The 22,083-nt window shown below is 65.2% G+C and carries 24 protein-coding genes; 16 read left to right on the plus strand and 8 right to left on the minus strand.

The features are described from left to right. The 7 genes from C4K40_RS07160 to C4K40_RS07190 all read left to right on the plus strand — a co-directional run bounded on the left by C4K40_RS07160 (position 1) and on the right by C4K40_RS07190 (position 6,701). Entirely contained in the window at positions 1-963 is a 963-nt protein-coding gene (locus tag C4K40_RS07160) for an aliphatic sulfonate ABC transporter substrate-binding protein (protein ID WP_053135396.1), read from the plus strand. A 289-nt stretch (positions 964-1,252) separates the two neighbouring features. Beyond that, complete coding sequence (locus C4K40_RS07165; protein WP_022642813.1) at positions 1,253-2,029, plus strand: 2OG-Fe(II) oxygenase; 777 nt, start codon at positions 1,253-1,255, stop codon at positions 2,027-2,029. Between the two features lie 4 nt (positions 2,030-2,033). Further along, positions 2,034-2,783, plus strand: a complete 750-nt coding sequence (locus tag C4K40_RS07170; protein ID WP_053135393.1) for a tRNA-dependent cyclodipeptide synthase — start codon at positions 2,034-2,036, stop codon at positions 2,781-2,783. 74 nt (positions 2,784-2,857) lie between these two features. Beyond that, positions 2,858-4,285 (plus strand): MFS transporter, encoded by a 1,428-nt coding sequence (locus C4K40_RS07175; protein ID WP_022642815.1) that lies wholly within the window; start codon positions 2,858-2,860, stop codon positions 4,283-4,285. A 13-nt stretch (positions 4,286-4,298) separates the two neighbouring features. Further along, positions 4,299-5,630, plus strand: a complete 1,332-nt coding sequence (locus C4K40_RS07180; RefSeq protein WP_031321091.1) for an LLM class flavin-dependent oxidoreductase — start codon at positions 4,299-4,301, stop codon at positions 5,628-5,630. Between the two features lie 62 nt (positions 5,631-5,692). Further along, a complete protein-coding gene (locus C4K40_RS07185; RefSeq protein ID WP_031321093.1) occupies positions 5,693-6,031 on the plus strand; it encodes a YegP family protein in 339 nt (112 codons plus the stop codon). 166 nt (positions 6,032-6,197) lie between these two features. After that, positions 6,198-6,701, plus strand: a complete 504-nt coding sequence (locus C4K40_RS07190) for a hypothetical protein (RefSeq protein WP_022642818.1) — start codon at positions 6,198-6,200, stop codon at positions 6,699-6,701. A gap of 67 nt (positions 6,702-6,768) precedes the next feature. Here C4K40_RS07190 and C4K40_RS07195 read toward each other — a convergent pair whose 3' ends face one another. Together C4K40_RS07195 and C4K40_RS07200 are read right to left on the minus strand one after the other, a co-directional pair. After that, entirely contained in the window at positions 6,769-7,656 is an 888-nt protein-coding gene (locus C4K40_RS07195; protein ID WP_053135390.1) for a dihydrodipicolinate synthase family protein, read from the minus strand. A 34-nt stretch (positions 7,657-7,690) separates the two neighbouring features. Then, complete coding sequence (locus C4K40_RS07200; protein ID WP_053135387.1) at positions 7,691-8,473, minus strand: aldolase; 783 nt, start codon at positions 8,471-8,473, stop codon at positions 7,691-7,693. 161 nt (positions 8,474-8,634) lie between these two features. Here C4K40_RS07200 and C4K40_RS07205 point away from each other — a divergent pair, with 161 nt between their 5' ends. Then, positions 8,635-9,177, plus strand: coding sequence for a helix-turn-helix domain-containing protein (locus C4K40_RS07205; protein ID WP_022642821.1), 543 nt, complete (start codon positions 8,635-8,637; stop codon positions 9,175-9,177). A gap of 141 nt (positions 9,178-9,318) precedes the next feature. Here C4K40_RS07205 and C4K40_RS07210 read toward each other — a convergent pair whose 3' ends face one another. Next, entirely contained in the window at positions 9,319-10,338 is a 1,020-nt protein-coding gene (locus tag C4K40_RS07210) for a DUF4917 family protein (protein ID WP_053135384.1), read from the minus strand. Positions 10,339-10,495: 157 nt separating this feature from the next. On the opposite strand from C4K40_RS07210, the gene yiaY reads away from it, so the two are divergent. From yiaY to C4K40_RS07250, 8 genes are all read left to right on the plus strand, one after another. Further along, positions 10,496-11,644, plus strand: coding sequence for an L-threonine dehydrogenase (gene yiaY, locus C4K40_RS07215; RefSeq protein WP_053135381.1), 1,149 nt, complete (start codon positions 10,496-10,498; stop codon positions 11,642-11,644). Between the two features lie 82 nt (positions 11,645-11,726). Continuing rightward, positions 11,727-12,467: a hypothetical protein gene (locus tag C4K40_RS07220; protein ID WP_053135379.1), complete on the plus strand. Its 741-nt coding sequence runs from the start codon at positions 11,727-11,729 to the stop codon at positions 12,465-12,467. A gap of 10 nt (positions 12,468-12,477) precedes the next feature. Beyond that, a complete protein-coding gene (locus tag C4K40_RS07225; RefSeq protein WP_053135376.1) occupies positions 12,478-13,203 on the plus strand; it encodes a hypothetical protein in 726 nt (241 codons plus the stop codon). 3 nt (positions 13,204-13,206) lie between these two features. Further along, on the plus strand, positions 13,207-13,623 hold the full coding sequence (gene fos, locus C4K40_RS07230; RefSeq protein ID WP_022642826.1) for a fosfomycin resistance glutathione transferase: 417 nt from the start codon (positions 13,207-13,209) through the stop codon (positions 13,621-13,623). Between the two features lie 126 nt (positions 13,624-13,749). After that, on the plus strand, positions 13,750-14,388 hold the full coding sequence (locus C4K40_RS07235; protein ID WP_053135372.1) for a LysE family translocator: 639 nt from the start codon (positions 13,750-13,752) through the stop codon (positions 14,386-14,388). 110 nt (positions 14,389-14,498) lie between these two features. Then, positions 14,499-15,848 (plus strand): sensor domain-containing diguanylate cyclase, encoded by a 1,350-nt coding sequence (locus C4K40_RS07240; protein ID WP_022642828.1) that lies wholly within the window; start codon positions 14,499-14,501, stop codon positions 15,846-15,848. A 125-nt stretch (positions 15,849-15,973) separates the two neighbouring features. Next, positions 15,974-16,498, plus strand: a complete 525-nt coding sequence (locus C4K40_RS07245) for a DUF4142 domain-containing protein (RefSeq protein ID WP_022642829.1) — start codon at positions 15,974-15,976, stop codon at positions 16,496-16,498. A 192-nt stretch (positions 16,499-16,690) separates the two neighbouring features. Continuing rightward, the gene (locus tag C4K40_RS07250; protein WP_053135369.1) at positions 16,691-17,461 is read left to right on the plus strand and encodes a GNAT family N-acetyltransferase; all 771 of its coding nucleotides are present in this window, start codon (positions 16,691-16,693) and stop codon (positions 17,459-17,461) included. A 42-nt stretch (positions 17,462-17,503) separates the two neighbouring features. On the opposite strand, the gene C4K40_RS07255 is transcribed toward C4K40_RS07250, so the two are convergent. From C4K40_RS07255 to C4K40_RS07275, 5 genes are all read right to left on the minus strand, one after another. Then, entirely contained in the window at positions 17,504-18,280 is a 777-nt protein-coding gene (locus C4K40_RS07255) for an AraC family transcriptional regulator (protein WP_053135366.1), read from the minus strand. A gap of 101 nt (positions 18,281-18,381) precedes the next feature. Further along, a complete protein-coding gene (locus tag C4K40_RS07260; protein ID WP_053135363.1) occupies positions 18,382-19,650 on the minus strand; it encodes an FAD/NAD(P)-binding oxidoreductase in 1,269 nt (422 codons plus the stop codon). After that, positions 19,647-19,880 (minus strand): (2Fe-2S)-binding protein, encoded by a 234-nt coding sequence (locus tag C4K40_RS07265; protein ID WP_022642833.1) that lies wholly within the window; start codon positions 19,878-19,880, stop codon positions 19,647-19,649. The genes C4K40_RS07260 and C4K40_RS07265 overlap by 4 nt, the downstream gene beginning before the upstream one ends. Continuing rightward, on the minus strand, positions 19,877-20,998 hold the full coding sequence (locus C4K40_RS07270) for an FAD-binding oxidoreductase (protein ID WP_053135360.1): 1,122 nt from the start codon (positions 20,996-20,998) through the stop codon (positions 19,877-19,879). Before C4K40_RS07270 ends, C4K40_RS07265 begins: the two co-directional genes overlap by 4 nt. Continuing rightward, positions 20,995-21,927: a 4-hydroxyproline epimerase gene (locus C4K40_RS07275; protein ID WP_053135357.1), complete on the minus strand. Its 933-nt coding sequence runs from the start codon at positions 21,925-21,927 to the stop codon at positions 20,995-20,997. Before C4K40_RS07275 ends, C4K40_RS07270 begins: the two co-directional genes overlap by 4 nt. Positions 21,928-22,083: the final 156 nt, after the last annotated feature.

Consider the following 22,083-nt stretch of genomic DNA (forward strand, 5'->3'; position numbering starts at 1 on the left):
ATGGCCGAACCTACCGGCAAGTCCTGGCGCCAGCGCTTGGGCCAAGTGATCGCACTATGCGCCGGCTTGCTGCTCGGCGCCCAGGCCCTGGCCGAACCGACTCTGCGGGTCTCCAGCCAGAAGCAGTCGCTGAAGATCCTGCTGCAAGCGGCTGGGGAGCTGGAGCAGGTGCCGTATCCCATCGAATTCGCCTCGTTCGCTGCCGCCGCGCCCACCGCCGAGGCCCTGGCCGCCGGGGCGGTGGACATCGGCAGCCTGGGAGATGCGCCGTTCGTGTTCGCCGCCGCGGCTGGGGCGCCGCTCAAGACGGTGGGGGTGATCAAGCACAAGGTCACCCCCACGGCGGTGGCGATCGTGGTCAGGGACGCCTCGCCCTTGCAGGACGCCACCAGCCTCAAGGGTCGGCGCATCACCACCACCCGGGGGTCCATCGGCCATTTCCTGGCGCTGGCGGCGCTGCGCTCGGTGGGCCTGCATGGCAGCGATGCGCAGTTCATCTTTCTCCAGCCTGCCGAGTCCCGCAGCCTCTTGAGCAACGGCCAGGCCGACGCCTGGGCGACCTGGGACCCCTACACCAGCATGGTGCAGCTGGAAGGCGGCACCCGGGTGCTGGTCAGCGGCGCGGGGTTGTTCGCCGGACATATGCTGCTGGTGGCCAACGACCAGGCGATTGCCGAAAAACCTGTGCAGATCGCCGATTTCCTGCGTCGCCTGGGGCGTGCCTATGCCTGGGCCAACCAGCACCAGGAGGCGTTCTCGCGGATCCAGGCTAGCTACAGCGGGTTGCCGGTGGAGGTGCACCTGCGTTCCAACCGTTATGCCGAACCTCGGCGTATCGCCGTGGGGCCGCCGGTGGTGGAAGACCTGCAACGCACCGCCGACCTGTATCGGGAAGAGGGCATCATCCAGAAGTCTTTCGACGCCTCGGCCCATATCGATCGGCAGTTCAATGAAGTTGAATGAAAGATGGCGGTTTGATTAATAAAGCTCAGGAGGAAAGAGCAACTACCCAATTGAAGATGTGAGTCTTTCAAGTTAACTATCAGTGAATTTAATACTTGTTTTGCAGCCTGTTAAAAGGACCTGTGATGGCCGGTATTTGCCTGATTTTCGATACGTTTTTAAGTTTGGATGTTAGAGATAAAGGGTATTTCACAAGCCTTTGGTGACTGCCTAAGGTGGCCTTGCAACAAATTCTTACGTTCCATCCAAATGCACTTCATCGCTACTTCCAGGGAATAAGGGAGCTTGCATGTTCACAGTCACTACTGCCGACAAACTTGAAGCGCGGCACATTATCGATGTGGTGGAAAAACGCTCTTACGGCGTTCAGCTCAAAGGTTTCTGTCCGCCGGATACCTTGCAGGTGGCACGCGACCACCTGTACCAGCAGGACCTGCGCAGTGCCTTCAGCCAGCAGCAGGAGTTCGTGCGCATCGGCAAGGCCTATATCGAGATCCAGGATGAGCAGAGCCGGGCCGAGTACCACGCCCTGGCGCTGCCCAACATCCGCAAGATCCGCAACCTGTTCCGCCCGCTGGCCTCGCCCATCGATGAGCTGCGCCTGCTGCTGGACGAGGTCTGGCCCCAGGGGGCGCACCTTTTGCAAGTGGACGGGCAGAAGTGCTTTGTCGGTATCGCCCGTTTCCAGGGCTCGGGGGTCGATCTCACGCCCCATACCGACAAGCTCGAGCGCAATGCGCCAGAGGGCCACAGCCCACCGTTGCTGACCCAGCTGTCGACCAACATCTACCTGGAGATTCCCGAGGACGGTGGCGAGCTGGAGATCTGGGGCATCGAGCCGGACGAAGAGGAATACGAGCGCCTGCGCGGCGAACGGGCCTACGGCATCGAACGCCATCTGCTGCCGCCGCCGGACTTCGTGGTCAAGCCCGAGCCCGGCGACCTGATCCTGCTCAACCCGCGGCTGATCCACGCGGTGCGCCCCTCGGCCACCAGCACCCGGGTCACCCTCGGGGTCTTCATCGGTTACTACGGCGAACAACAACCTTTGGCCTACTGGAGCTGAATTCATGAGCAAGGTGCAGGAAATCAACCTCAAGGCCTACTTCAACAAGGGCGGCGAAGAGCATCAGTTCGAGGGCAAGCGGGTGGTACTGGCGGTCAGCGTCGGCCAGGAGTACCACGAGGACCAGAAGCTGCGCTCGACCATCCACCTGATCAACCAGTCCGGCTTCAGCCACGTCAAGGTGGTGGTGGCCGACACCCTGCAACGGCACAACAAGCATGGCCAGTCGCCGGGGGAGGCGCTGTCGGCGGCGATCCGCGATGGCGATGCCTGGCTGGCGCGCAACCAGGTGATCCTCGATGGCCTGCGGGTGCCCTACCACATCACCCGCTGGAACCAGGAGCTGGCCAGTGATCGTTATGCCGAACTGCGCCAGCAACTCAACCTGGTCTACCAGCAGCAGGTGGAACTGCGCGAGGCCATCGACAGCACCATCGGCGTGTTCATCGAGCGCCTGCGCCTGCGTGACGAGCACGCTGACCTGGAGCGGGCAGCGGCCCAGTGCCGGGAATACATCCTCGAGGAGATCCCGATCATCCTGCCGCTGTGGGCCGACGAGGGTTACCACTACGTGCTCTATCCGCAGCAGATGACCACGGCCATGGCCACCAGCCGCGACCTGCTGATCGAGCCCCACAGCCCGGACCGGGTGCGCTGGTTGCCGCTGAAGTTCAAGAAGCGCGGGATCCCGATCCCGTTCACCTTGCCCGGCGCCATCCACCCGAACTGGACCAGCGGCGCCATCGCCATCTGAGTCCGTGTTTTTTTCTGCCAATGGCCGTCGCCGTGGGGCACGGCCAACGGGATTCGTGAATTCAAGGAGTTTCCATGGGCGTTTTTGCGCAACAGCAACGCAAATGGTGGGCCTTGCTCGGAGTGAGCATCGCCAGTTTTCTCGGTTGTGTGGATTTCACCATCGTCAATACCGCGCTGCCGGCCTTGCAGGCCGACCTCGGGGCGGCGGTGGACAGCCTGCAATGGGTGATCAACGGCTTCATCCTGGCGTTGTCCAGCTTCATGGTGCTGGTGGGGCGGCTGGCCGACCTGCACGGTCGCAAGCGCGTGCTGTTCATTGGCCTGAGCGTGTTCGGCCTGGCTTCGCTGGCAGCGGGCCTGGCCGGGCAGATCGACACTCTGATCGCGGCCCGGGTGCTCCAGGGGCTGGCTTGCGCGGTGCTCTACACCGCCTCGGGCGCCATCGTCTCCAGCACCTTCGACAGTGCCGAGCAGGGCCGGGCCTTCGGTGTGCTGTTCGGGGTCAACGGCGTGGGCCTGGCGGCCGGGCCGGTATTGGGCGGGTTGATCACCAGCAGCTTCGGCTGGCAGTGGATCTTTTTGATCAACGTACCGTTCGTGCTGCTGAGCCTGGGGATCTGCAGCTTCAGCGTCAGGGAGTCGCGAGCGGCGCAGGCCGGGACCCGGCTCGACGGCTGGGGCGCCTTGCTGTTGCTGATCGGCCTGCCGAGCCTGGTGCTGGTGATCGTCCAGGGCGCGGCCTGGGGCTGGGGATCGCCGCCGGTCCTGGGCCTGGCGCTGTTGGCGCTACTGGCCCTGGGCGGGTTCGTGGCAGTGGAGCGGCGGGTCGCGGCGCCGATCATCGATCTCAAGCTGTTCGCCAACCGGCGTTTCGTCGCGGCGGTGGTGGCGAGCTTCAGCCTGGCGGTGTTCTATTGCGTGGCGTTCTTCGTCATGCCGCTGTACCTGGCGCAGATCCGTGGCGCCTCGGTGCAGGCCAGCGGCCTGTTGCTGCTGCCCACCACCCTGGGCGTGGCGTTGCTGTCGCCGCTGGTGGGGCGCCTGGTGGACCGCAAGGGGCCGGGGTTGCTGATCAAGGCCGGGCTGGCGCTGTTCATCCTGTCGGCGCTGTTGCAGGCCGGGTTCGAGCGCCAGACATCGTTGCCCTACCTGCTGGGCGCCTTCGTGGTCATGGGCCTGGGTTGGGCGAGCATCCTCGGGCCATCGACGGTGCTGGGGATTTCCTCGGTGCCCCAGGAGGTGGGGTCGGTGGCCATGGGCTCGCTGATGACCTTGCACAATGTCGGCGGCGGTATCGGCTTGGCCGTGGGCGTCGGTTTGTTCCATCAGTTCGCCGCTGCGCCGGCGGGCGATGTCCAGGCGGCCTTTCTCAATGGTTATCAGACGGTAATGGGCTTCCTGGCATTGGTCAGCCTGCTGGCCTGGAGTGCGGTGAGCTTGTTGCTGCGCGCCGCAACCGCCCCGGCGCCGGTGGCGCAGGAGGAAACCAGCCGTGGCTGAGCGCGGCGGGCAGATGGGGCTGGGGGCGTTTCTTTCCGGCTCCGGTGCCCATGGCGGTAGCTGGCGTCACCCCCTGGCGGATGCCGATGCGTCGTTGAATTTCGCGCGTTACCGCCACTATGCGCAGACCCTGGAACGGGGCTGTTTCGATGCCCTGTTCCTCAACGACAACGTGGCGGTGGGCGAGCTCGATCCGCGGGTGCTGGCCCACAGTTCCTACAGCCTGCGCTGGGACCCCTTGACCCTGCTGCCGGCCCTGGCGGTGGTGACCCGGCGTATCGGCCTGATCGCTACCGCCAGCACCTCCTACAACGAGCCGTACAACCTGGCGCGCAAGTTCGCCTCCCTGGATCACCTGAGCGGCGGACGGGCTGGCTGGAACCTGGTGACCGGGCTGATCGGCGGCGAGAACTTCAACCATCCCCAGCCCCCCGAACATGACCTGCGCTACGAGCGGGCCGAGGAGTTCTTCGATGTGGCCAGCGGCCTGTGGGACAGCTGGGCCGATGATGCCTTTCCCCGGGACAAGGCCAGCGGCGTGTGGCTGCACCCGCACCGTATGCACCTGCTGCAGCATCGTGGCCGGCACTTCCAGGTCCAGGGCCCGTTGAATGCGCCAAGGCCGGTGCAGGGCTGGCCGGTGATCGCCCAGGCCGGCTCCTCGGGACCGGGGCGCGAGCTGGCGGCACGCTGCGCCGAACTGGTGTTCACCGCTCAGACCGACCTGGCCCAGGCCAAGGTTTTTTATGCTGGGCTCAAGGAACGGCTACCCCATTACGGGCGGCATGCCGGCCAGTTGAAGATCTTCCCGGGGATCGCCCCCACCGTGGGCCGCAGCCTCAATGAGGCTGAGGAGAAGTATCAGCAGTTGCAGGAGTTGCAGGATCCCCAGGCGCAGCTCAAGGCCCTGTCCTACCTGCTGGATCTGGGCATCGACCTGTCGCGCCTGGCGCTGCATGCGCCAGTACCGTTGCCGGACGACGGCAGCTCCACCGAACGCCATCAGAGCCGGCGGCAACTGGTGGTGGAGCTGATTCGCCGGGAGCGGCCGACCGTGGCCCAGTTGCTGCGCAGCCTGTCCGCCAGCGGGCACAAGGTGCTGGTGGGCACCCCGGAGCAGATAGTCGATGAACTGGTTACCTGGTACCAGGAGTACGCCGCCGATGGCTTCAATGTGCTGTTCACCCACCTGCCGGGGGCCATCGACGACTTCGTCCGGCTGATCACCCCGCAATTGCAGCGGCGTGGCCTGTTTCGCCAGCGCTATACAGGGCGCACTTTGCGCGAGCACCTGGGGCTGGCACGGGTGCCGAACCGTTTTTTCAGTCCGGGGCGGCATGGCTGAATCGTCAGCAACGGCTTTACTGCAAAGGCGTAGCATCTATTGATCAGCCAAGGAGCGACAGCATGTCTGGATGGTATGAGTTGAAGAAAAGCAGCAACGGTCAGTTTCGTTTCGTGCTCAAGGCCGCCAATGCCGAGGTGATCCTCACCAGTGAGCTGTACACCACGCGCGCGGCGGCGGAAAACGGCATCGCCTCGGTCCAGGCCAACAGCCCGCTGGACGAGCGCTATGAGCGCAAGAGCGCCAAGGACGGCAAACCCTATTTCAACCTCAAGGCAGCCAATCACCAGATCATCGGCAGCAGCGAGCTGTATTCCACCGATGCCGCGCGGGACAAGGGTATCGCCAGCGTCAAGAGCAATGGCCCGACCCACAACATCAAGGACCTGACGGCGGTCTAGCCCATGACCGGGCCCGGCCGCCGGGTGGCGGTCGGCGTCCGTGGTGCGGTTTCCTGGCGGCGGAATTTTGTCGACAAGGGCCACGCTGGTTTATCCTGCGTACCGGATCATCCTGGAGCGAACCAGGGTGAGGCCCTCGAACACTGTCCAAGGGAACTGCGACATCATGCTTCGTTCGTTGATTGCGCTGCTCGCGTTGCTGGCGCTGGGCGGCTGCCAGACCTGGCACAGCCTGCCTCCCGTGCAGCTGGAGCCGGCGCGCGAATTGCCGGTGATCCACGTCAGCGGCATGGGTGACCTGACGTCCGCGCCGCTGCGCGAGGCCCTAGCCCGGCGCGGGGCCTTTGCCGACGTGCAACGGGGTCATGACCCCGAAGGCTACAACGTCATCGTCCTGGCCCAGAGCGATCTGGAGGACCAGCACAACCTGCCCCTGACCCTGCTCAGTGCCTGCACGCTGTTCATCGTGCCGGCACCGGTGAGCTGGAACAGCCAGATGATGTTCCACTTAAGCCGTGGCGATCGTCCATTGGCCAAGTACATGATCGACAACCGCACCCGGTCCTGGCGTGGGCTGTTCAACCCCGATGGCGGGCGCAACGAGCATCTGCAGCGTATCGCCGACGACTTCATCGCGCAGATGCGCAAGGATCCCGGTTGGCGCGAATAGCGCCGTGGCACCAGGCACAAGGCCCGAGCGGTTCGCACCGTTCGGGCCTTGTACTTTCAGCGGCAGTTCAAGCCAGCTGGTGCAACAGCCCCTGCAATTGCTGGCGGGCGGCCTGGGCCAGGGGGAACACCGGCCGGCGCGGTTCGCCGGCGGCCAGGCCCGTGAGCTCCAGGCCAGCCTTGACCGTGGCAGGCAGGCCGCCCTTGAGGATGAACTCCAGCAATGGCAATTGCCGGTAGAACAGGGTGCGGGCGCGCTCCAGGTCGTTGTCGCGCGTCGCCTGGTAGAGGTCGAGGTTGAGCTGCGGGATCAGGTTCGCCGCCGCGGTGCACCAGCCCCGGGCACCGGCGGCGAAGGCTTCCAGCGCCAGGGGGTTGCAGCCGTTGTAGAACGGCACCTGGCCTTCGCCGAGCAGTTGCAGCTTGTGCATGCGCTGGATATCGCCGGTGCTTTCCTTGACCAGGGTGACGTTCTCCACGCTGTGGAAGATCTTCAGGATCAGTTCCACCGACATGTCGATGCCGCTGGTGGCTGGGTTGTTGTAGAGCATGATCGGCACGCCGATGCTGTCGCCGATGGCCTGGTAGTGGGCGAGGATCTCGGCCTCGCCGAGCTTCCAGTAGGAGGCGGGCAGCACCATCACCACATCGGCGCCCCGGGCTTCGGCGAAGCGCGCGCGGCGGATGGCCTTGGCGGTGGTCAGGTCGGAAACGCTGACGATGGTCGGCACCCGCCGGGCCACGTGGCGGATGCTGAATTCACTGACCTGCTCCCATTCGGCGTCGCTCAGGTAGGCGCCTTCGCCAGTGCTGCCCAAGGGGGCGATAGCGTGTACGCCGGCGTCGATCATGCGATCGATGGAGCGGCCGAGGGCTTCCAGGTCCAGGCCTTCGCCGTGGGCACTGAAGGGGGTGACGGTGTAGCCGATGATGCCGTGAATGTTGGGGGTGGACATGGTGCAACTCCTGCAAGGCATGAAAAGGGGCGGATCAGTTCAGGCAGTCGGCGTGTCGTTTTAGGTTTTGCCGGGCGTAGTAGTTGAAGGCTGCGCCGTGGCGCTTGGGCTTGGAGATCCAGTCGTGGGCTTCGCGGCCCAGCTCCGGGAGGATCGGCTTGATGCTGCCGGCAGCCATGGCCAGCAGTTGCAGGCGCGCCGCACGCTCGATCAGTTGGGCGATCACGCAGGCTTCCTCGATGCTGGCGCCGGTGGACAACTGGCCGTGGTGCGAAAGCAGGATCGCGCGCTTGTCGCCCAGGGCCGCGGAGATGATCTCGCCTTCTTCGTTGCCCACCGGCACGCCCGGCCAGGCTTCGAGAAACGCGCAATCCTCGTACAGCGGGCACAGGTCCATGTGCGAGACCTGCAGCGGCACTTCGAGCATCGACAGGGCCGCGACGTGGGTCGGGTGGGTGTGGATGATGCAGTTCACGTCCGGCCGGGCGCGATACACCCAGCTGTGGAAGCGGTTGGCCGGGTTGGGCATGCCGTGGCCTTCCAGGACTTCCAGGTCCTCGTTGACCAGCAGCAGGTTGCTGGCGCTGATTTCGTCGAAGCCCAGGCCCAGTTGCTGGGTGTAGTAGGTGCCCGGCTGCGGTCCGCGGGCGGTGATCTGCCCGGCCAGGCCGGAGTCGTGACCGTGCTCGAATAGAATGCGGCAGGTCAGGGCCAGCTTTTGCCGGTCGGTCCACGTATTATCCGCCAGGGTATTGTGCATCTGGGTCAGGGCTTGCTTGACCAGTTGCTCCTTGGGCAATGCTAATGTCTTGGCCATTTTCGGGGTCCTTTGATCGGTGCGATGGACGTCGGGTCTACAGCTCTCCCGCTGCTTGCGAGGTCGTTGGGTGAGCGTGAATGACACTAAAGAGGCTATATGACACTTTGTGTCATTGGCAAGCGCCAATCGTTGCTTCCTAGATGGATTAATCGCTCTACATGTCTATCCGTTTGAAATTATTGAGAAAAAAACTTGGCGTGACCCTGGAGGCCCTGGCCGAGAAATCCGGCATGACCAAGAGCTACCTGTCCAAGGTCGAGCGGGGGCTGAACACGCCGTCGATTTCCGCCGCGTTGAAGCTGGCCAAGGCCTTGAACGTCAAGGTCGAGGAACTGTTCGCCGAGGACAGCATCAGCCTCGACAGCTACAGCCTGGTGCGCAGCCACGAGCGCCAGTCGCTGGCGGCCAATGAACAGGCCCCGGGTTATGCGGTGCTGGCCCATCAGGTCAGCGAGCGCAACCTGCTGCCGTTCATCATCTACCCGGCCCGGGAGTTCAGCGACAAGACCTTCAAGGAGCACCTGGGGGAGGAGTTCCTGTTCGTCCATGAAGGCCGGGTGGAAGTGGATTTCATGAACGAACGGGTGGTGCTCGAGCGTGGCGATGCGCTGCATTTCAACGCGCAGAAACCCCACCGCATCCGCTCCCTGGGGGACGAGCAGGCGCAGTTGCTGGTGGTGGTGCACAGCGCCGAGGAGTGATGCGCTACACCGTCGCTGCTGGGCTGGCGAAGCGGCGACAAGGCTCGCTGGGCCGTGCGCCGATCTCGTTGCCCGGGTGATCGTGCGGCCGCTGCGCGCCCGTGCGGCAGCGGCTACACGGGGCGTTTGTGGTCGATTGGCTCAGCGCTCTACCGGGACTGCCAGCGCCGGGTCGCCCAGGGCGTGGGTCCTGGAGTCGAAGAAGCGCAGGTTCAACTCCAGGCCTTCGAACAGCTTGGCGTAGTGGCGCTTCTGGTGCTGGACGAACGCCGGGCTGCGCGGGTAGACGGAGATGGCCAGGGTGCCGGCGCCGCACTGGCGGATCGCCTGGACCAGGTGGGCATCCTGGGGGCCCAGGTTATGGCCGAAGATGCACAGGGCACCCTGGTGGTCCAGTAGCTGCTGGTAGCAGAACGACAAGTAGTCGCTGCTGCGGATGGTCTTGAGCTTGTCCGCCAGGGGGCCTTCGTTGACGAACAACGGCACGTCGTCCAGCGTCTTGAGGGTGTTGTTGATGGCGAAGTTGCCCAGCAGGGTGCCTTCGGTGGAGGTCAGCTTGCGTGCGCTGCCATCGAGGTTGCGCACCAGGTGCAGGCCGCCGTGCAGGTAGAGAATGCGGGTTTCAGGGGGCTGGGTGCCAGCCAGGTCGAAGGCCGGCTCGCTGCCCTGGAACAGGTCGTTCAGGCCCTGGGGGGCATGCTGCACGGCCCAGTAGTTGAGCAAGTCGTAGTTGCTGGTGAATACCGTGGGGTATTGCCGAAGTTCGCCGTTGATCGCCGCCAGGCTCTCGGGTTGTACCAGGCTCCAGGGAAGGTGCATGGCGTGCACGCTGTTGATCAGCGCTTCCTTGATCGCGTAGTAGCGGTTGCGCGGTGCCGCCGAGCTGATGGCCAGGGCCTTGTTGACTCGGCTGGTGGTCTTCAGCGCACCCAGGACCTGCTCGAAGCTGCGGGTCTGCAAGGCCTCGAATACGCTGAGCTCGGATTGGCCGAGGGGTTTTTCCACGACGCTGCGGACATTTTCGAACAGCGAGTCGTAGGCGAAGTCTTTCCACACCGCCCGGCTGGCGCCGTTGCCGATCAGCAGGCCGGTGAACCGGGTGCTTGCGCGCAGGGCATTCCAGTCTTCAAGTTGGGCATCAAATTCCTGGAAATCCTTCATTGCGGTCATCGGTCTCGGGGCTGTAGGTGGTCGGGGCGCGACTTTATCACGACCGACCCTTGCGCCAGATCAAGAACGCCAGTGACCGATCGGTCGATTCTGTCCCATAGACATTGAATCAAGACCCTGAACGGGGCCCCCGCCTGGAGATTTCCTGATGAGTAGCACCTTCTTCATCCCAGCCGTCAACATCATGGGCATCGATTGCCTCGACGAGGCCATGAGCGCCATTCGCAACTATGGTTTTCGCAAGGCGCTGATCGTGACCGATGCCGGGCTGGCCAAGGCTGGCGTGGCCGGGATGATCGCCGAGAAGCTGGCCATGCAGGACATCGACTCGGCGATCTTCGATGGTGCCAAGCCCAACCCGAGCATCGCCAACGTCGAGCAGGGCCTGTCCCAGCTGCAGCAAGCCAAGTGCGACTTCGTGATCTCCCTGGGAGGCGGTTCGCCCCATGACTGCGCCAAGGGTATCGCCCTGTGCGCCACCAACGGTGGGCATATCAGCGACTACGAGGGCGTCGACCGTTCGAGCAAGCCTCAACTGCCGCTGGTCGCCATCAATACCACCGCCGGCACCGCCAGCGAAATGACCCGCTTCTGCATCATCACCGACGAGTCGCGCCACGTGAAAATGGCCATCGTCGATCGCAACGTCACGCCGTTGTTGTCGGTCAACGACCCGGCACTGATGGTGGCGATGCCCAAGGGCCTGACCGCGGCCACCGGCATGGATGCCCTGACCCACGCCGTGGAGGCCTATGTGTCCACGGCGGCCAACCCGATCACCGATGCCTGCGCGTTGAAGGCCATCAGCATGATCAGCCACAACCTGCGCCAGGCGGTGCATGACGGCGGCGACCTGGTAGCGCGGGAGAACATGGCCTATGCCCAGTTCCTGGCGGGCATGGCCTTCAACAACGCATCCCTGGGGTTCGTGCACGCCATGGCCCACCAGTTGGGTGGCTTCTACGACTTGCCCCATGGCGTGTGCAATGCCGTGCTGCTGCCCCACGTCCAAAGCTTTAACGCGACGGTCTGCGCCGAGCGCCTGACCGACGTGGCCCATGCCCTGGGCGCGGATATCCGTGGTTTCAGTCCGGAAGAGGGGGCCCAGGCGGCGATCACCGCCATTCGTGCCCTGGCCCGTGACGTGGAGATCCCCGCTGGCCTGCGGGAGCTGGGCGCCAAGCTGCAGGACATTCCGACCTTGGCCGCCAACGCACTTAAGGATGCCTGTGGCCTGACCAACCCGCGTCCGGCGGAGCAGCGCCAGATCGAGGAGATTTTCCGCAACGCGTTCTGAGAGGGCACGAGGGTGGATTGAAAGACCAGGCTCTGGAGAGGATAGTGCGGCCTTCGCCCCGCCTCATCACAAGGAGCCGTGAATGATCCGTCCATCGTCCCTGATCCAGATCCTGGGTGGCATCGGGTTGCTGTTGGGCAGCGCGGCGGTCGCTGCCCAGTGCCTGCCGCCGCCACGCAATGCCCAGGTGCCGGGGTTTTCCCTGTGCAAGGAGTGGCCGGCCTTCGCTGGCCAGAGCATCAGCCTGCTGTCCGAACTGACGCCGGATCCGGCGGTGGCCGATACCTCCGGCGACGGCACTTACGATCTGCAACTGGCGGTGCTGGATCGCCAGGACGGAAAGGCGCTGGCCAGCTACCGGCAGCCGGCGGCCTTCGTCTCCGACGCCATCCACCTGGACAGTCTGAAGCTCGACACCGGGCGCTTCCAGCTGGCCCCGCAAGTGCGTGCCTTCGGCGTCAGGGCTGCATTCTCCGGCTCTTCGCGGGTCAATCCCTTCGATCAGGTGCTACTCAGCCTCTACGTGCGCGAAGGGGCCCGGCTGCGTCCGGTGATGGAGAAGTTCGTGGCTTATTCCTACAGCGGCGAGTGGGATGGGCAATGCACCGGGCAACGAGTCGAGATCACCCGTACCCTGGATATCGCCAAGACCAGCAGCCATGGTTATGCCGACCTGATCGTGCGTTCGGTGAGCGTCACCACCCTCGGCGAAGGCCAGGGCGAGCAGTGCCAGTCCCGATCCGTCACCAGCAAGCCTGTGCTGAGCACCCTGCATTACGATGGCCAGCGCTATGTGTTGCCCAATGAACTGAACGGGATTTGAAGAGGTGTCGATGAAGCACTCTGGAGTTGGCCCTGGGCTGGCGTTATTGGGTTTGCTGGTGGTCACGGCGGCCCGGGCCGACTGTGATGACCGCGTCGATGTTCCTGGGCAGTTGCATGCTTGCAAAGCCTGGCCTGCGCAACCTGGGATGAGCATCAGTGCCCGAGCGACCCCGATGCCCGGGCCTGAGGATGCCGACACCCGCAGCTACAGCCTGGATGTGGCCCTGGTGGATAGTGACTCCGGTTGGGCCGTGGCCAGCAACTACAAGGATTCGGCATTGTTCTGCGATGCCGTGGCCGTGCAGGGCCTGCAGATCGATACCGCGCGTTATCGCTTGAACCGGGCGGAGCAGGCCTTTGGCCTGCGGGTTCTTTACAGCCATGACTCCAGCGCCGCTCCTTATGAGAAATCCGTGCTGACCCTCTACCGGCGCGAGGACAAGGAACTCCTGCCCTTGCTGGAAGGGCTGGTGGTGGCTGAAAGCTCCGGTGAGTTCGGCTGGGAAGGCCAGTGCTCGGGGCATTCCCGGGCGATGCGCCGGACCTTGCAGATGGGCCCTGGCCAGCGTCATGGCTACGCCGACCTGATCGTGCGTACCCGCGAAATCAAGACCGAGCATTTCAAGGTCGGCGACGGCTGCGACAGTCGTGACCTGCCTGCTCGCAACAGTACCTTGACCTTGCACTACGACGGTGTGCGTTATCCGATTCCTGACGCCTTGAAAGGATCCTGATCCATGTTGACCGGCCTCAACCACCTGACCCTGGCGGTTACCGATGTGCCCCGCAGCCTGGCTTTCTACCATTCGCTGCTGCAACTGCGCCTGGAGGCCAGTTGGGATGGCGGCGCCTACCTGTCCCTGCCGGGCCTGTGGTTGTGCCTGTCGCTGGATGGGCAACGCCAGGCGCCTGCGGTGGCCGACTACACCCACTATGCGTTCAGCCTGGAGGCGCGCGATTTCGATTCATTCGTCTCGCGCCTGCGTGAAGCTGGGGTGCAGGAGTGGCGCGACAATCGCAGCGAGGGAGCTTCGTTCTATTTTCTCGATCCGGACGGGCATCGGCTCGAGGTCCATGTCGGCGACCTGGCGTCACGCCTGCAGGCCTGTCGCCAGAGGCCCTATGCCGGCATGCGTTTCTATCCGGCCGGCTAGAAGCACAGCATCCTGTTCGACAGTTGAACAAGCCGCTGGTGGTCGGCCCCCGGGATCATGCAGAATCCTGCACATTCATCCTGTGCCTGGCGGCTGCGCCTGGCCCGTCGACTTGGAGTCTTGCCGATGACCTCATCGCTGTTGCTGGCCGTTATCACCTCGGGTTTCATTTATGCGATCACCCCGGGCCCTGGGGTGCTGGCGGTGTTCGGCATCGGGGCAGCCCGTGGGCGGCAAGCCGGGGCAGGCTTTCTCTGCGGGCACCTGGTCGGTGATGTGGTGTGGTGCAGCACGGCCTTGGTGGCCATTGTCGGCGCCCGGGAAATCGGCAGCGAAGCCTTCAATATCCTGGGTTTCCTCAGTGGCCTGTATCTGTTCTGGCTCGGTTTGCGGGCCATTCGCAGCAAGGGCGGCAGCGCCGACAACCCCCAGGGTGCGGCACGCAATCCCTTCTGGCACGGGATCCTTTTCGGCCTGACCAACCCCAAGGCCTATCCGGTGGCGGTGGCCACATTCACGGCATTGCTTTCCAGCCGGGCCGAGATGCTCAGCTGGTCGATGTTGCCCGGCCTGATCGCCCTGAGTTTCCTTGGTGGTCTTGCGGCATACGCTATTCTCATCGGCATCGTCGGCGCCCGTCAGGTGCGGGGCTGGTACCAGCGCCATGAGCTGGCGATCACCCGGGTGTGTGGCGTGATGTTCATCGGGTTCGCGGTCAATGCTCTGGTACATGCGGTGCCAGGGCTGGTCGGCAACAAGTCGTAAGCAGGGCCGTTCGCAGGTTGCGGCGGTGTGCAGTCGGTGCTAGGCACCGGCTGACCGGGCTCAAGGGATGGGTACTCAAGTGCATTCTTCATGGGTAGTAGCTTTCTCTGATGGCAACCAAGAACTCCGCGCCTCTGGCCAGTTTCATCGACCTGCTCCTGGACGCCGTGTGTGCGGTGGATGCGGACGGTCGCTTCGTGTTCGTCAGCGCCGCTTGCGAACGGGTCTTCGGCTATACCGCCGATGAGCTGGTCGGCCGGCCGATGATCGAACTGGTGCATCCGGATGACCGTGAGCGCACCTTGCAAGCCGCCCGAGAAATCATGGGTGGCGCGCCCAAGCCCAATTTCGAGAATCGCTACCTGCGCAAGGATGGCAGGGTGGCGCACATCCTCTGGTCCGCGCGGTGGTCGGAAGTCGACCAGTTGCGCATCGCCGTGGCCCGGGACATCACCGAGCGCAAGCAAGCCGAGTCCCGGCAGGCGGCGCTCTACGCGATCTCCGAAGCTGCCCATGCTTCCGAGGACCTGCTGGCGCTGTTCAAGCACGTGCACCGAATCATCGGCGAGTGGCTGCCGGCCGTGAACTGTTCCCTGGCCCTGTATGACGAGCGCTCCGAAAGCCTGGGTTTTCCCTATCACGTGGATGACTGCGAAGGCAGCCCGGAGCTGCCGGGGACCCTGATCGGGCGCTTTTGCGGCGAGGTCCTGCAACGCGGCCAGCCGTTGCTGCTGACGGCCGAAAACCCTTCGACGCGGGAGCTATGGGAGCAGTTCGCTGCTCTGCAGGGGCCCCGTTGCTGGCTTGGGGTACCGCTCAATGCACAGAAGGGCACCATCGGCGTGCTGGTGGTCAAGAGCGCGCCGGGTTCCCCGGGCTATGGCGAGCAGGACCAGGAATTGCTGCAGTACGTCAGCGCCCAGTTGGCCGCGGCCATCGAGCGCAAGCAACTGCATGCTCGCCTGCACTACATGGCGGAGTACGACCAGCTGACCCACTTGCCCAACCGCGAATTGCTGCGTGAGCGCCTGCGCCAGGCCCTGGCTCGCGCTCGGCGGGAGTCGGGGCGCATGGCGCTCTTGTATGTCGACCTGGACAGGTTCAAGGAGGTCAACGATACCTGCGGCCATGCGGTGGGCGACATGCTCTTGCAGGCGGTGGCCAACCGGCTCAAGGGCTGTGTGCGGGAGGTCGACACCGTGGCGCGGATCGGTGGCGACGAGTTCGTGATCCTCCTGGAGAACGTGCAACATGACGACGATGCCCAGCGGGTGGCAGACAAGATGCGCCGGGTGCTGGGCGAACCGCTGCGCCTGGATGGCCATTCATTGAACATCCTGCCGAGCATCGGCATTGGCCTGTATCCCGAGCACGGCCTGGAGGAGAAGCAATTGTTCAAGCATGCCGACGAGGCCATGTACGCGGCCAAGCGAGCCCACAAGAGCCGTTCCAACGCCTGAGCGCGGGGCCGGGGATGGCTGCGCGCACCGTTCGTCGTTCCGGCTAAACCTTCGCCGGCTTGGGTTTTCCGATGCAGACGGGAGTCGCCACTCCCGATGATTCACTGCAACAGGAGAGCCGTACCATGAACGCCATCGCCACTGGCATGCGCAGCGCCGGCCTGGCGCTGTTTCTGGGCCTGTGGGCCAGCTCAGCCCTGGCCCAGTCTCCCGCCGCTTTCATCGACGACGCCTCGGCCAAGGGCATGGCCGATATCGAGGCCAGCCGCCAGGCGCACCAGCAAACCTCTTCCAGGGCCGTCAAGGAATACACCATCCAGGTCATCAACGACCGCACCACGGCCAACCAGCACCTGGCCAAGATTGCCAAGCGACTGGACTTGCCGGTGGCTCCGCGCGAGCAGGTGATGAGCAAGGCCAGGTCCCTGGTCCCGGTCGTCGCCGAGGGCGAGGACTTCGACCGTGCCTATGCCGCGAACCAGATCCGCAGTACCGAGGAAGCGATCCGCCAGATCCGCCAGCAGGCCCAGGACAGCCAACTGCCGGAACTCAAGGCCTTTGCCGAGGAAACCCTGCCCATGCTGGAAAACCACTTGCAGTTGGCCAAGGCCCTGCAGGCCGGTCGACTGCCGGGCTACCTGGAGGGCTGATGGGAAGGGCCTGCCCGAGCCGGGCAGGCCCTGGCTTAAGGTGCGCAGTCGGGCCTGCGGGCTGCTCCGGTTACACCTGCGAACATTCCTTCGCAGAATAAAACAGGATTGTGCTGGAGCCTCGTGGGCTGCGGGCTTAACGTGGCCGGGATGTGACGCCGCTCGGCGTCACGAGGTTCAAGGAGACAGCGCATGACGCATGCAGGGACTTCGGTCATCGACCTGTACCACCAGGCGGAAGACTATTTCTTCGTATCCATTTCCCAGTTCTATCGGCGTTTCGGTCCGGACCTGGGTGCCTATTGCACCGGCGTCGAGGCCAGCAGCCTGAACTTGCTGATCATGCGCGGCCTGGGCGTCGATAGTGCCGCGCAGTTGGCCGAAGGCGTGGCCTTCCTGCAGCGTACCGACATGCCGTTCTGCGTGGTGGTGCCCGAAGAGCATGTGTCCCGCGTCAGCGAGCAATTGCGCCAGCAGCGCCTGCAGCCGGCGGACCGTACCACCTGCATGGTCCTGGACCTGGCAGCCTATGCAGCGTCACCGACCGCGCGAGGGCTGGCGGATGTGCGCGGTACCGATGACTGCCTGGAGGATTGGGGCGTGCCGGTGCAAAGTGCATTCGCCTCCAGCGGCGGCGGAATCGAGCAGTACCTGGCCCGGCATCGGGCGGCGGCAGAGGCCGGCCGAAACCTGCGCCACTTCGTGCTGTACGTCGACCAGCGACCGGTGAGTGCCCTGACTTTGTCGATGGGACCGGGCGTGGCACGGCTGGACGATATCGGCACCCTGCAAGAGTGCCAGGGGCGGGGGTATGCCACGGCGCTGATCCACTCGGTACTGGCCATCGCCAAGCGGGAAGGGGCCGGGATCTGTGTACTGGAAGCGTCCCTCGATGGCCTGTCGATCTATCGCAAGGTGGGGTTCCGGCGCCTGTTCGACTACTGCACCTTCTGCGAGGAATGAAGCCCTGCCAGCCACCGGCGGGCAGGGCCTGGAGAGTGGCCGTCAGCGTCCGGCATTGAGGCGGAACTGGCGCGGGCTCAGGCCGGTCAGCGCCTTGAACTGCCGGCTGAAGGCGCTGTGGTCGGTATAGCCGCATTGCAGCGCCACTTCGGTGATGGGTTCTTCGGTGACCAGCAGGCGCGAAGCATGCTCCAGGCGGGCCTTGTGGATCATCTGGCGTGGCGTGAGGTGGAAGATGCGCTTGCAATAGCGCTCCAGCTGGGCGATGGACAAGTTGGCGATGCGGGTCAGGTCTTCGAGGCGGATGGCTTCGCTGTAGTGTTCGCGGATGTGCCGGTCCACCGCCGCCAGGCGTTCATAGGCCGGATGGGTGTCGCGGGCGGCCTGCAGGTCCAGGGAGATGCCGGCCATGCCGATGATCTGCCCATCACGCCCGTGCAGCGGCAGCTTATGGGTCAGGCACCAGCCGGGTTCGCGGCTGCCGTACAGGTGCAGTTCCAGCTGGCCCTTGATGGTGATGCCCTGGCGCAGAACCCGTTGGTCCTGTTCGGTGTAGACCGGCCCGAGCATCTCGGGGAAGACCTCGGCGGAGGTCTTGCCCAGCAGTGGCCGGATGTTCTTGAAGCCACAACGCTGGGCCAGGGTCAGGTTGGCGCTCAGGTAGCGCGCGTGCAGGTCCTTGATGAAGAACACCACGTTGGGAACGCAGTCGAGCAGGGGCATGATCAGTTCCATGCTGGCCAGCAAGCTGTCGATATCCCGGGGGCGCTGGGCGGCAATGGCCCGGGGCAAGTGGTGGAGCTGTGCGCTATCGATCATCGTCGTCCTCTCTCCGGGGGGCTTGCTGGGGGCTCGATTGGGCCATGGGGCATGCCAGTGCGGGCCTGGGCCAGCCGGGAAGGTGGCCCGGCCGGCGGTCCTCAGGTACCGGAATGCTGTTGTTCAGCGTCTTGCATCAGGGTGGCGATCCGTGCCGGCACCAAGGGTGCCCGTGGTGGTGGGGCGCACCAACCGAACAGCTGCTGGGCGGCGTTGGCGCAGACCCGGCCTTGGCAGGCTCCCATGCCGCAGCGGCTTTGCAGCTTGGCGGTGGTCCAGTCTGGGGCCGCGGCCACCGCGGCGTAGGGGACATCCTCGCAGCGGCACAGCAGGGTATCAGGCCGGGCCAGCTCCAGGACCTGCGGGCGCAAGGCGAAGTGTTTCCGCAGTTGACTGGCAAAGCGCTGCCAGCGTTGTCTCTGGCGTACCAGGCTGGCGACCCGATCGGTCTGTCCGGTGGCCATGCAACCGGCGATCTCGCCTTCGACCAGGGCCAGTTCGCTGCCACCGATACCGGTGCATTCGCCGGCAGCATAGACGTGGGGCAGGCTGCTGCGCTGTTCGGCATCGACGGCGATCGCGCCTTGTTCCAGGCGACAGCCCAGGTGGCTGGCCAGGCGAGTGTTGGGTACCAGGCCGAAACCGCAGGCCAGGTAGTCGCAGGCGATCTCCTCGATGCGTCGGCCCAGGCGGATGCGCACGGCTTCCAGATGTTGGTCCCCGAGCGCTTCCACCACGTGGGCGTTGCCACGATAGGCCGGGGTCGCCAGGCGCAAGGCCTGGGCCAGCTTGTTGGGCCAGCGCCACAGCTGGCTGCTGAAGCCCAGGAGGGCGCCTGTCGAAGCCTGTTCCAGTACCCGGGTCACTCGGGCCCCGGCCTGGCGAGCGGTGGCGGCACTGGCCAGCAGCAACGGTCCGCTGCCGGCGATGACTACTGAGCGCCCGGCCAGTTGCAGGCCATTCTTCAGGAGCGCCTGCAGGCCTCCGGCACCGGTGACGCCGGGCAGGGTCCAGCCGGGAAACGGCAGCAGCAGTTCCTGGGCCCCGCAGCACAGGATCAACTGTTCGTACTCCACCTGCCAGGCTTGCCGGGCATCTTCCAGCAGTAGGCGGCGCGGGCCCAGGGCACCGACGATGCGGGTGGCGCCCAGGTAGCGCACCGTCGGATGTTGCAAGGCCTCGAAGCGCTCGGCCTGGGCGGCGCTCGGTGGATGGTCCGGGCCGTTGCGCCAGATCTGGCCGCCAGGGCGCGGGTTGTCGTCCACCACCAGGATCGAACGGGCGTTGCGGCTTGCGGCCCTGGCCGCCGCGAGGCCTGCCGGGCCGCTGCCGACGATCAGTACTTGGCATTGCAGGCGTGGGGCGGTCATTGGCTGCGCTCCACCTGCATGCCGTCGCGGCACAAGGTTTGGCAGGCCAGTTGGCGGTGGCCATCGATGGTCATCCGGCATTCATGGCAGATACCCATGCCGCAGAAGGGGGCCCGAGGCCGACCAGTGCAGGACGTACGGGTGCGCAGGTCGCCGCTGGCGGCCAGCGCGGCGGCGACGCTGATGCCTGGGCGCACCTGCAATGGCTGCTGGTCCAGGTAGATGATCATGGGGTCTCTCCAGTCAGGGCGGCGAAACGCCCGGGCAGATAGGGGCGTGGATCGATCGCCGGGCGTTCGCCAAGCAGCAGGTCCGCCAACAGCCGGGCACTGCCAGGGGCGGTGGTCACGCCCAGGCCTTCGTGTCCGACCGCCAGCCACAAGCCGGGTTGGCGTGGGTGTTCGCCGAGGATCGGCAGGCCATCGGGAGTGGCGGCACGAAAGCCGGTCCAGGCGCGGATGCCGTTGAGCTGCGCCAGGTCCGGCAGGTAGTCCACGGCACGACGCAGCATCGTCGCCAATACCTGCGGGTCGGCCTCTGGATCGAGGATGTCGAACTGGCGGGACGAGCCGATCAGCAACTGGCCGGTGGGACGCGGCTGGACGTTGAACGCCACCGAGGCGCCGTCGCTGGCATGGGCGCTGGCGGCATATCCCAGTTCCACCAGCTGATGGCCGACCTGGCGTGGATAGCGGTCGGTGATCAGCAGGTGGCCCTTCTTCGCCCGCAAGGGCAGTGCCGGTAGCAGGCTGCGGGCGCCTAGGCCGTTGGCCAGCAACACCCTGGGAGCACGCAGCAGGCGGCCGTCGTCGAGCTCCAGTTGGTCCCCGGCAAGACTCCGTACATGGGCACGCAGGTGCTTGATTCGCGGATGGCTGTCCAGCAACCACTGGGCGGTGGCGGGAGCGTAGAGGATGCCGTCGCCGGGGACTTTCAGCGCACCGCCCAGCCCCTTGCGCAGCATGGGTTCCAGCGCCGCCAGTTGCTGGCCGTCGAGCATCTGCGTGGCCACCCCATGCTCGGCCAGGATGCCTTGCTTGGCCCGTGCCAGGTCCATCTCGCCGGCATCGGCGGCCAGCCACAGGGTGCCGCAGCCACGATAGGCACAGGCCTCGGGCAGGCGTTCGCGCAAGCGCCGCCAGAGCTCCAGGGAGTAGTGACTCAGGGCCAGTTCCGCCGGGTTGTCATCCATGACCACCAGGTGGCCCATGCCCGCACCGGTGGCGCCGCCTGCGGCATCGTCCAGCACCAGGACCTGCAGGTCACGCCGGGCCAGTTCGTGGGCGCAGGCGGCGCCGATGATCCCGGCGCCAACCACTATCACGTCGGCGGTGGGCGCCTGGCTCACGAACCGATGCCCCAGGCGAACGGATCGCTGTCGTCCAGCAGCAGGGTGGCTTCAGCGCTGATGTGGGCGCTGCCCCGCAGGATCGGGATGATCTGTTCGCCGGCGGTTTCGTAGTAGGCGCTGAACTGGCTGCCGATGACGCTGGCCTGGCGCCAGATCTGGCCCGGGGCGAGCTTGCCGTCCGCCGCCAGGCACGCCAGCTTGGCGCTGGTACCGGTGCCGCAGGGCGAACGATCGTAGGCCTTGCCGGGGCACAGTACGAAGTTGCGACTGTCGGCCTGGGGATCGTCGGCGAACAGTTCGATATGGTCGATCACCCCGCCCTGGGCGCCGGTGATGCCGTTGGCCTCGAGAGCCTGGCGCACGTTCCAGGTGTATTGGGTCAGGGCCTCGACGTTGTCCAGGGCGATGCGCTGGCCATGCTCGCTGATCAGGAAGAACCAGTTGCCGCCCCAGGCGATATCGCCGTGCACCAGGCCCACGCCGGGGACTTGCACGGCCACCTGGTGGCGGTAGCGGTAGGCGGGCACGTTGCGCACGCTCACCGAGAGGTCGTCGTGCAAGGTGGCCTCCACCGTGCCCACCGGAGTCTCGATACGGTGCACGCCGCAGTCGATCCGCCCCAGGTGGTAGAGCGAGCGCACCAGGCCAATGGTGCCGTGGCCGCACATGCCCAGGTAGCCGCTGTTGTTGAAGAAGATCACACCGGCACAGGCGTCGGGCGCCTGCGGCTCGCAGAGCAGCGCCCCGACCAGCACATCGCTGCCCCGGGGCTCGAGGACGCAGGCGCGGCGCCATGGGTCGTGCTGATCGCGCAGGATCTGCAGGCGTTCGGCCATGGAACCTTGGCCAAGCCCTGGGAAACCATCGATGACCAGGCGAGTGGGCTCGCCGCCGGTGTGGGAGTCGATCACGGAAATTCTGTTCATGGCAGCACCTGATGAAAAAGAGCTACAGAGTGGGCCAGGGGAGGGTTGCGCCGCTTGTGGGTTTTCGCTGCTTGCGATGACGAAATCAGCATAGTTACGAGTGCCGGGAGATAGCCCTGGAGGTGCTTGGCCCTGGCGGCCGGCAGCAGGGAAAAT

The organism is Pseudomonas sp. CMR5c (genome assembly GCF_003850545.1).
GTDB classification, from domain to species: Bacteria; Pseudomonadota; Gammaproteobacteria; order Pseudomonadales; family Pseudomonadaceae; genus Aquipseudomonas; species Aquipseudomonas piscis.

Bases quoted from the DNA above. Each gene is read 5' to 3' on its own strand.
- C4K40_RS07205 (WP_022642821.1), top strand. From the start codon at position 8,635: ATGTCTATCCGTTTGAAATTATTGAGAAAAAAACTTGGCGTGACCCTG.
- C4K40_RS07245 (WP_022642829.1), top strand. From the start codon at position 15,974: ATGAACGCCATCGCCACTGGCATGCGCAGCGCCGGCCTGGCGCTGTTT.
- C4K40_RS07190 (WP_022642818.1), top strand. From the start codon at position 6,198: ATGCTTCGTTCGTTGATTGCGCTGCTCGCGTTGCTGGCGCTGGGCGGC.
- C4K40_RS07240 (WP_022642828.1), top strand. From the start codon at position 14,499: ATGGCAACCAAGAACTCCGCGCCTCTGGCCAGTTTCATCGACCTGCTC.
- C4K40_RS07200 (WP_053135387.1), bottom strand. From the start codon at position 8,473: ATGGCCAAGACATTAGCATTGCCCAAGGAGCAACTGGTCAAGCAAGCC.
- yiaY (WP_053135381.1), top strand. From the start codon at position 10,496: ATGAGTAGCACCTTCTTCATCCCAGCCGTCAACATCATGGGCATCGAT.
- C4K40_RS07265 (WP_022642833.1), bottom strand. From the start codon at position 19,880: ATGATCATCTACCTGGACCAGCAGCCATTGCAGGTGCGCCCAGGCATC.
- C4K40_RS07195 (WP_053135390.1), bottom strand. From the start codon at position 7,656: ATGTCCACCCCCAACATTCACGGCATCATCGGCTACACCGTCACCCCC.
- C4K40_RS07175 (WP_022642815.1), top strand. From the start codon at position 2,858: ATGGGCGTTTTTGCGCAACAGCAACGCAAATGGTGGGCCTTGCTCGGA.
- C4K40_RS07260 (WP_053135363.1), bottom strand. From the start codon at position 19,650: ATGACCGCCCCACGCCTGCAATGCCAAGTACTGATCGTCGGCAGCGGC.
- C4K40_RS07160 (WP_053135396.1), top strand. From the start codon at position 1: ATGGCCGAACCTACCGGCAAGTCCTGGCGCCAGCGCTTGGGCCAAGTG.
- C4K40_RS07180 (WP_031321091.1), top strand. From the start codon at position 4,299: ATGGGGCTGGGGGCGTTTCTTTCCGGCTCCGGTGCCCATGGCGGTAGC.
- C4K40_RS07255 (WP_053135366.1), bottom strand. From the start codon at position 18,280: ATGATCGATAGCGCACAGCTCCACCACTTGCCCCGGGCCATTGCCGCC.
- C4K40_RS07170 (WP_053135393.1), top strand. From the start codon at position 2,034: ATGAGCAAGGTGCAGGAAATCAACCTCAAGGCCTACTTCAACAAGGGC.
- C4K40_RS07250 (WP_053135369.1), top strand. From the start codon at position 16,691: ATGACGCATGCAGGGACTTCGGTCATCGACCTGTACCACCAGGCGGAA.
- fos (WP_022642826.1), top strand. From the start codon at position 13,207: ATGTTGACCGGCCTCAACCACCTGACCCTGGCGGTTACCGATGTGCCC.
- C4K40_RS07225 (WP_053135376.1), top strand. From the start codon at position 12,478: ATGAAGCACTCTGGAGTTGGCCCTGGGCTGGCGTTATTGGGTTTGCTG.
- C4K40_RS07210 (WP_053135384.1), bottom strand. From the start codon at position 10,338: ATGAAGGATTTCCAGGAATTTGATGCCCAACTTGAAGACTGGAATGCC.
- C4K40_RS07275 (WP_053135357.1), bottom strand. From the start codon at position 21,927: ATGAACAGAATTTCCGTGATCGACTCCCACACCGGCGGCGAGCCCACT.
- C4K40_RS07235 (WP_053135372.1), top strand. From the start codon at position 13,750: ATGACCTCATCGCTGTTGCTGGCCGTTATCACCTCGGGTTTCATTTAT.
- C4K40_RS07220 (WP_053135379.1), top strand. From the start codon at position 11,727: ATGATCCGTCCATCGTCCCTGATCCAGATCCTGGGTGGCATCGGGTTG.
- C4K40_RS07185 (WP_031321093.1), top strand. From the start codon at position 5,693: ATGTCTGGATGGTATGAGTTGAAGAAAAGCAGCAACGGTCAGTTTCGT.
- C4K40_RS07165 (WP_022642813.1), top strand. From the start codon at position 1,253: ATGTTCACAGTCACTACTGCCGACAAACTTGAAGCGCGGCACATTATC.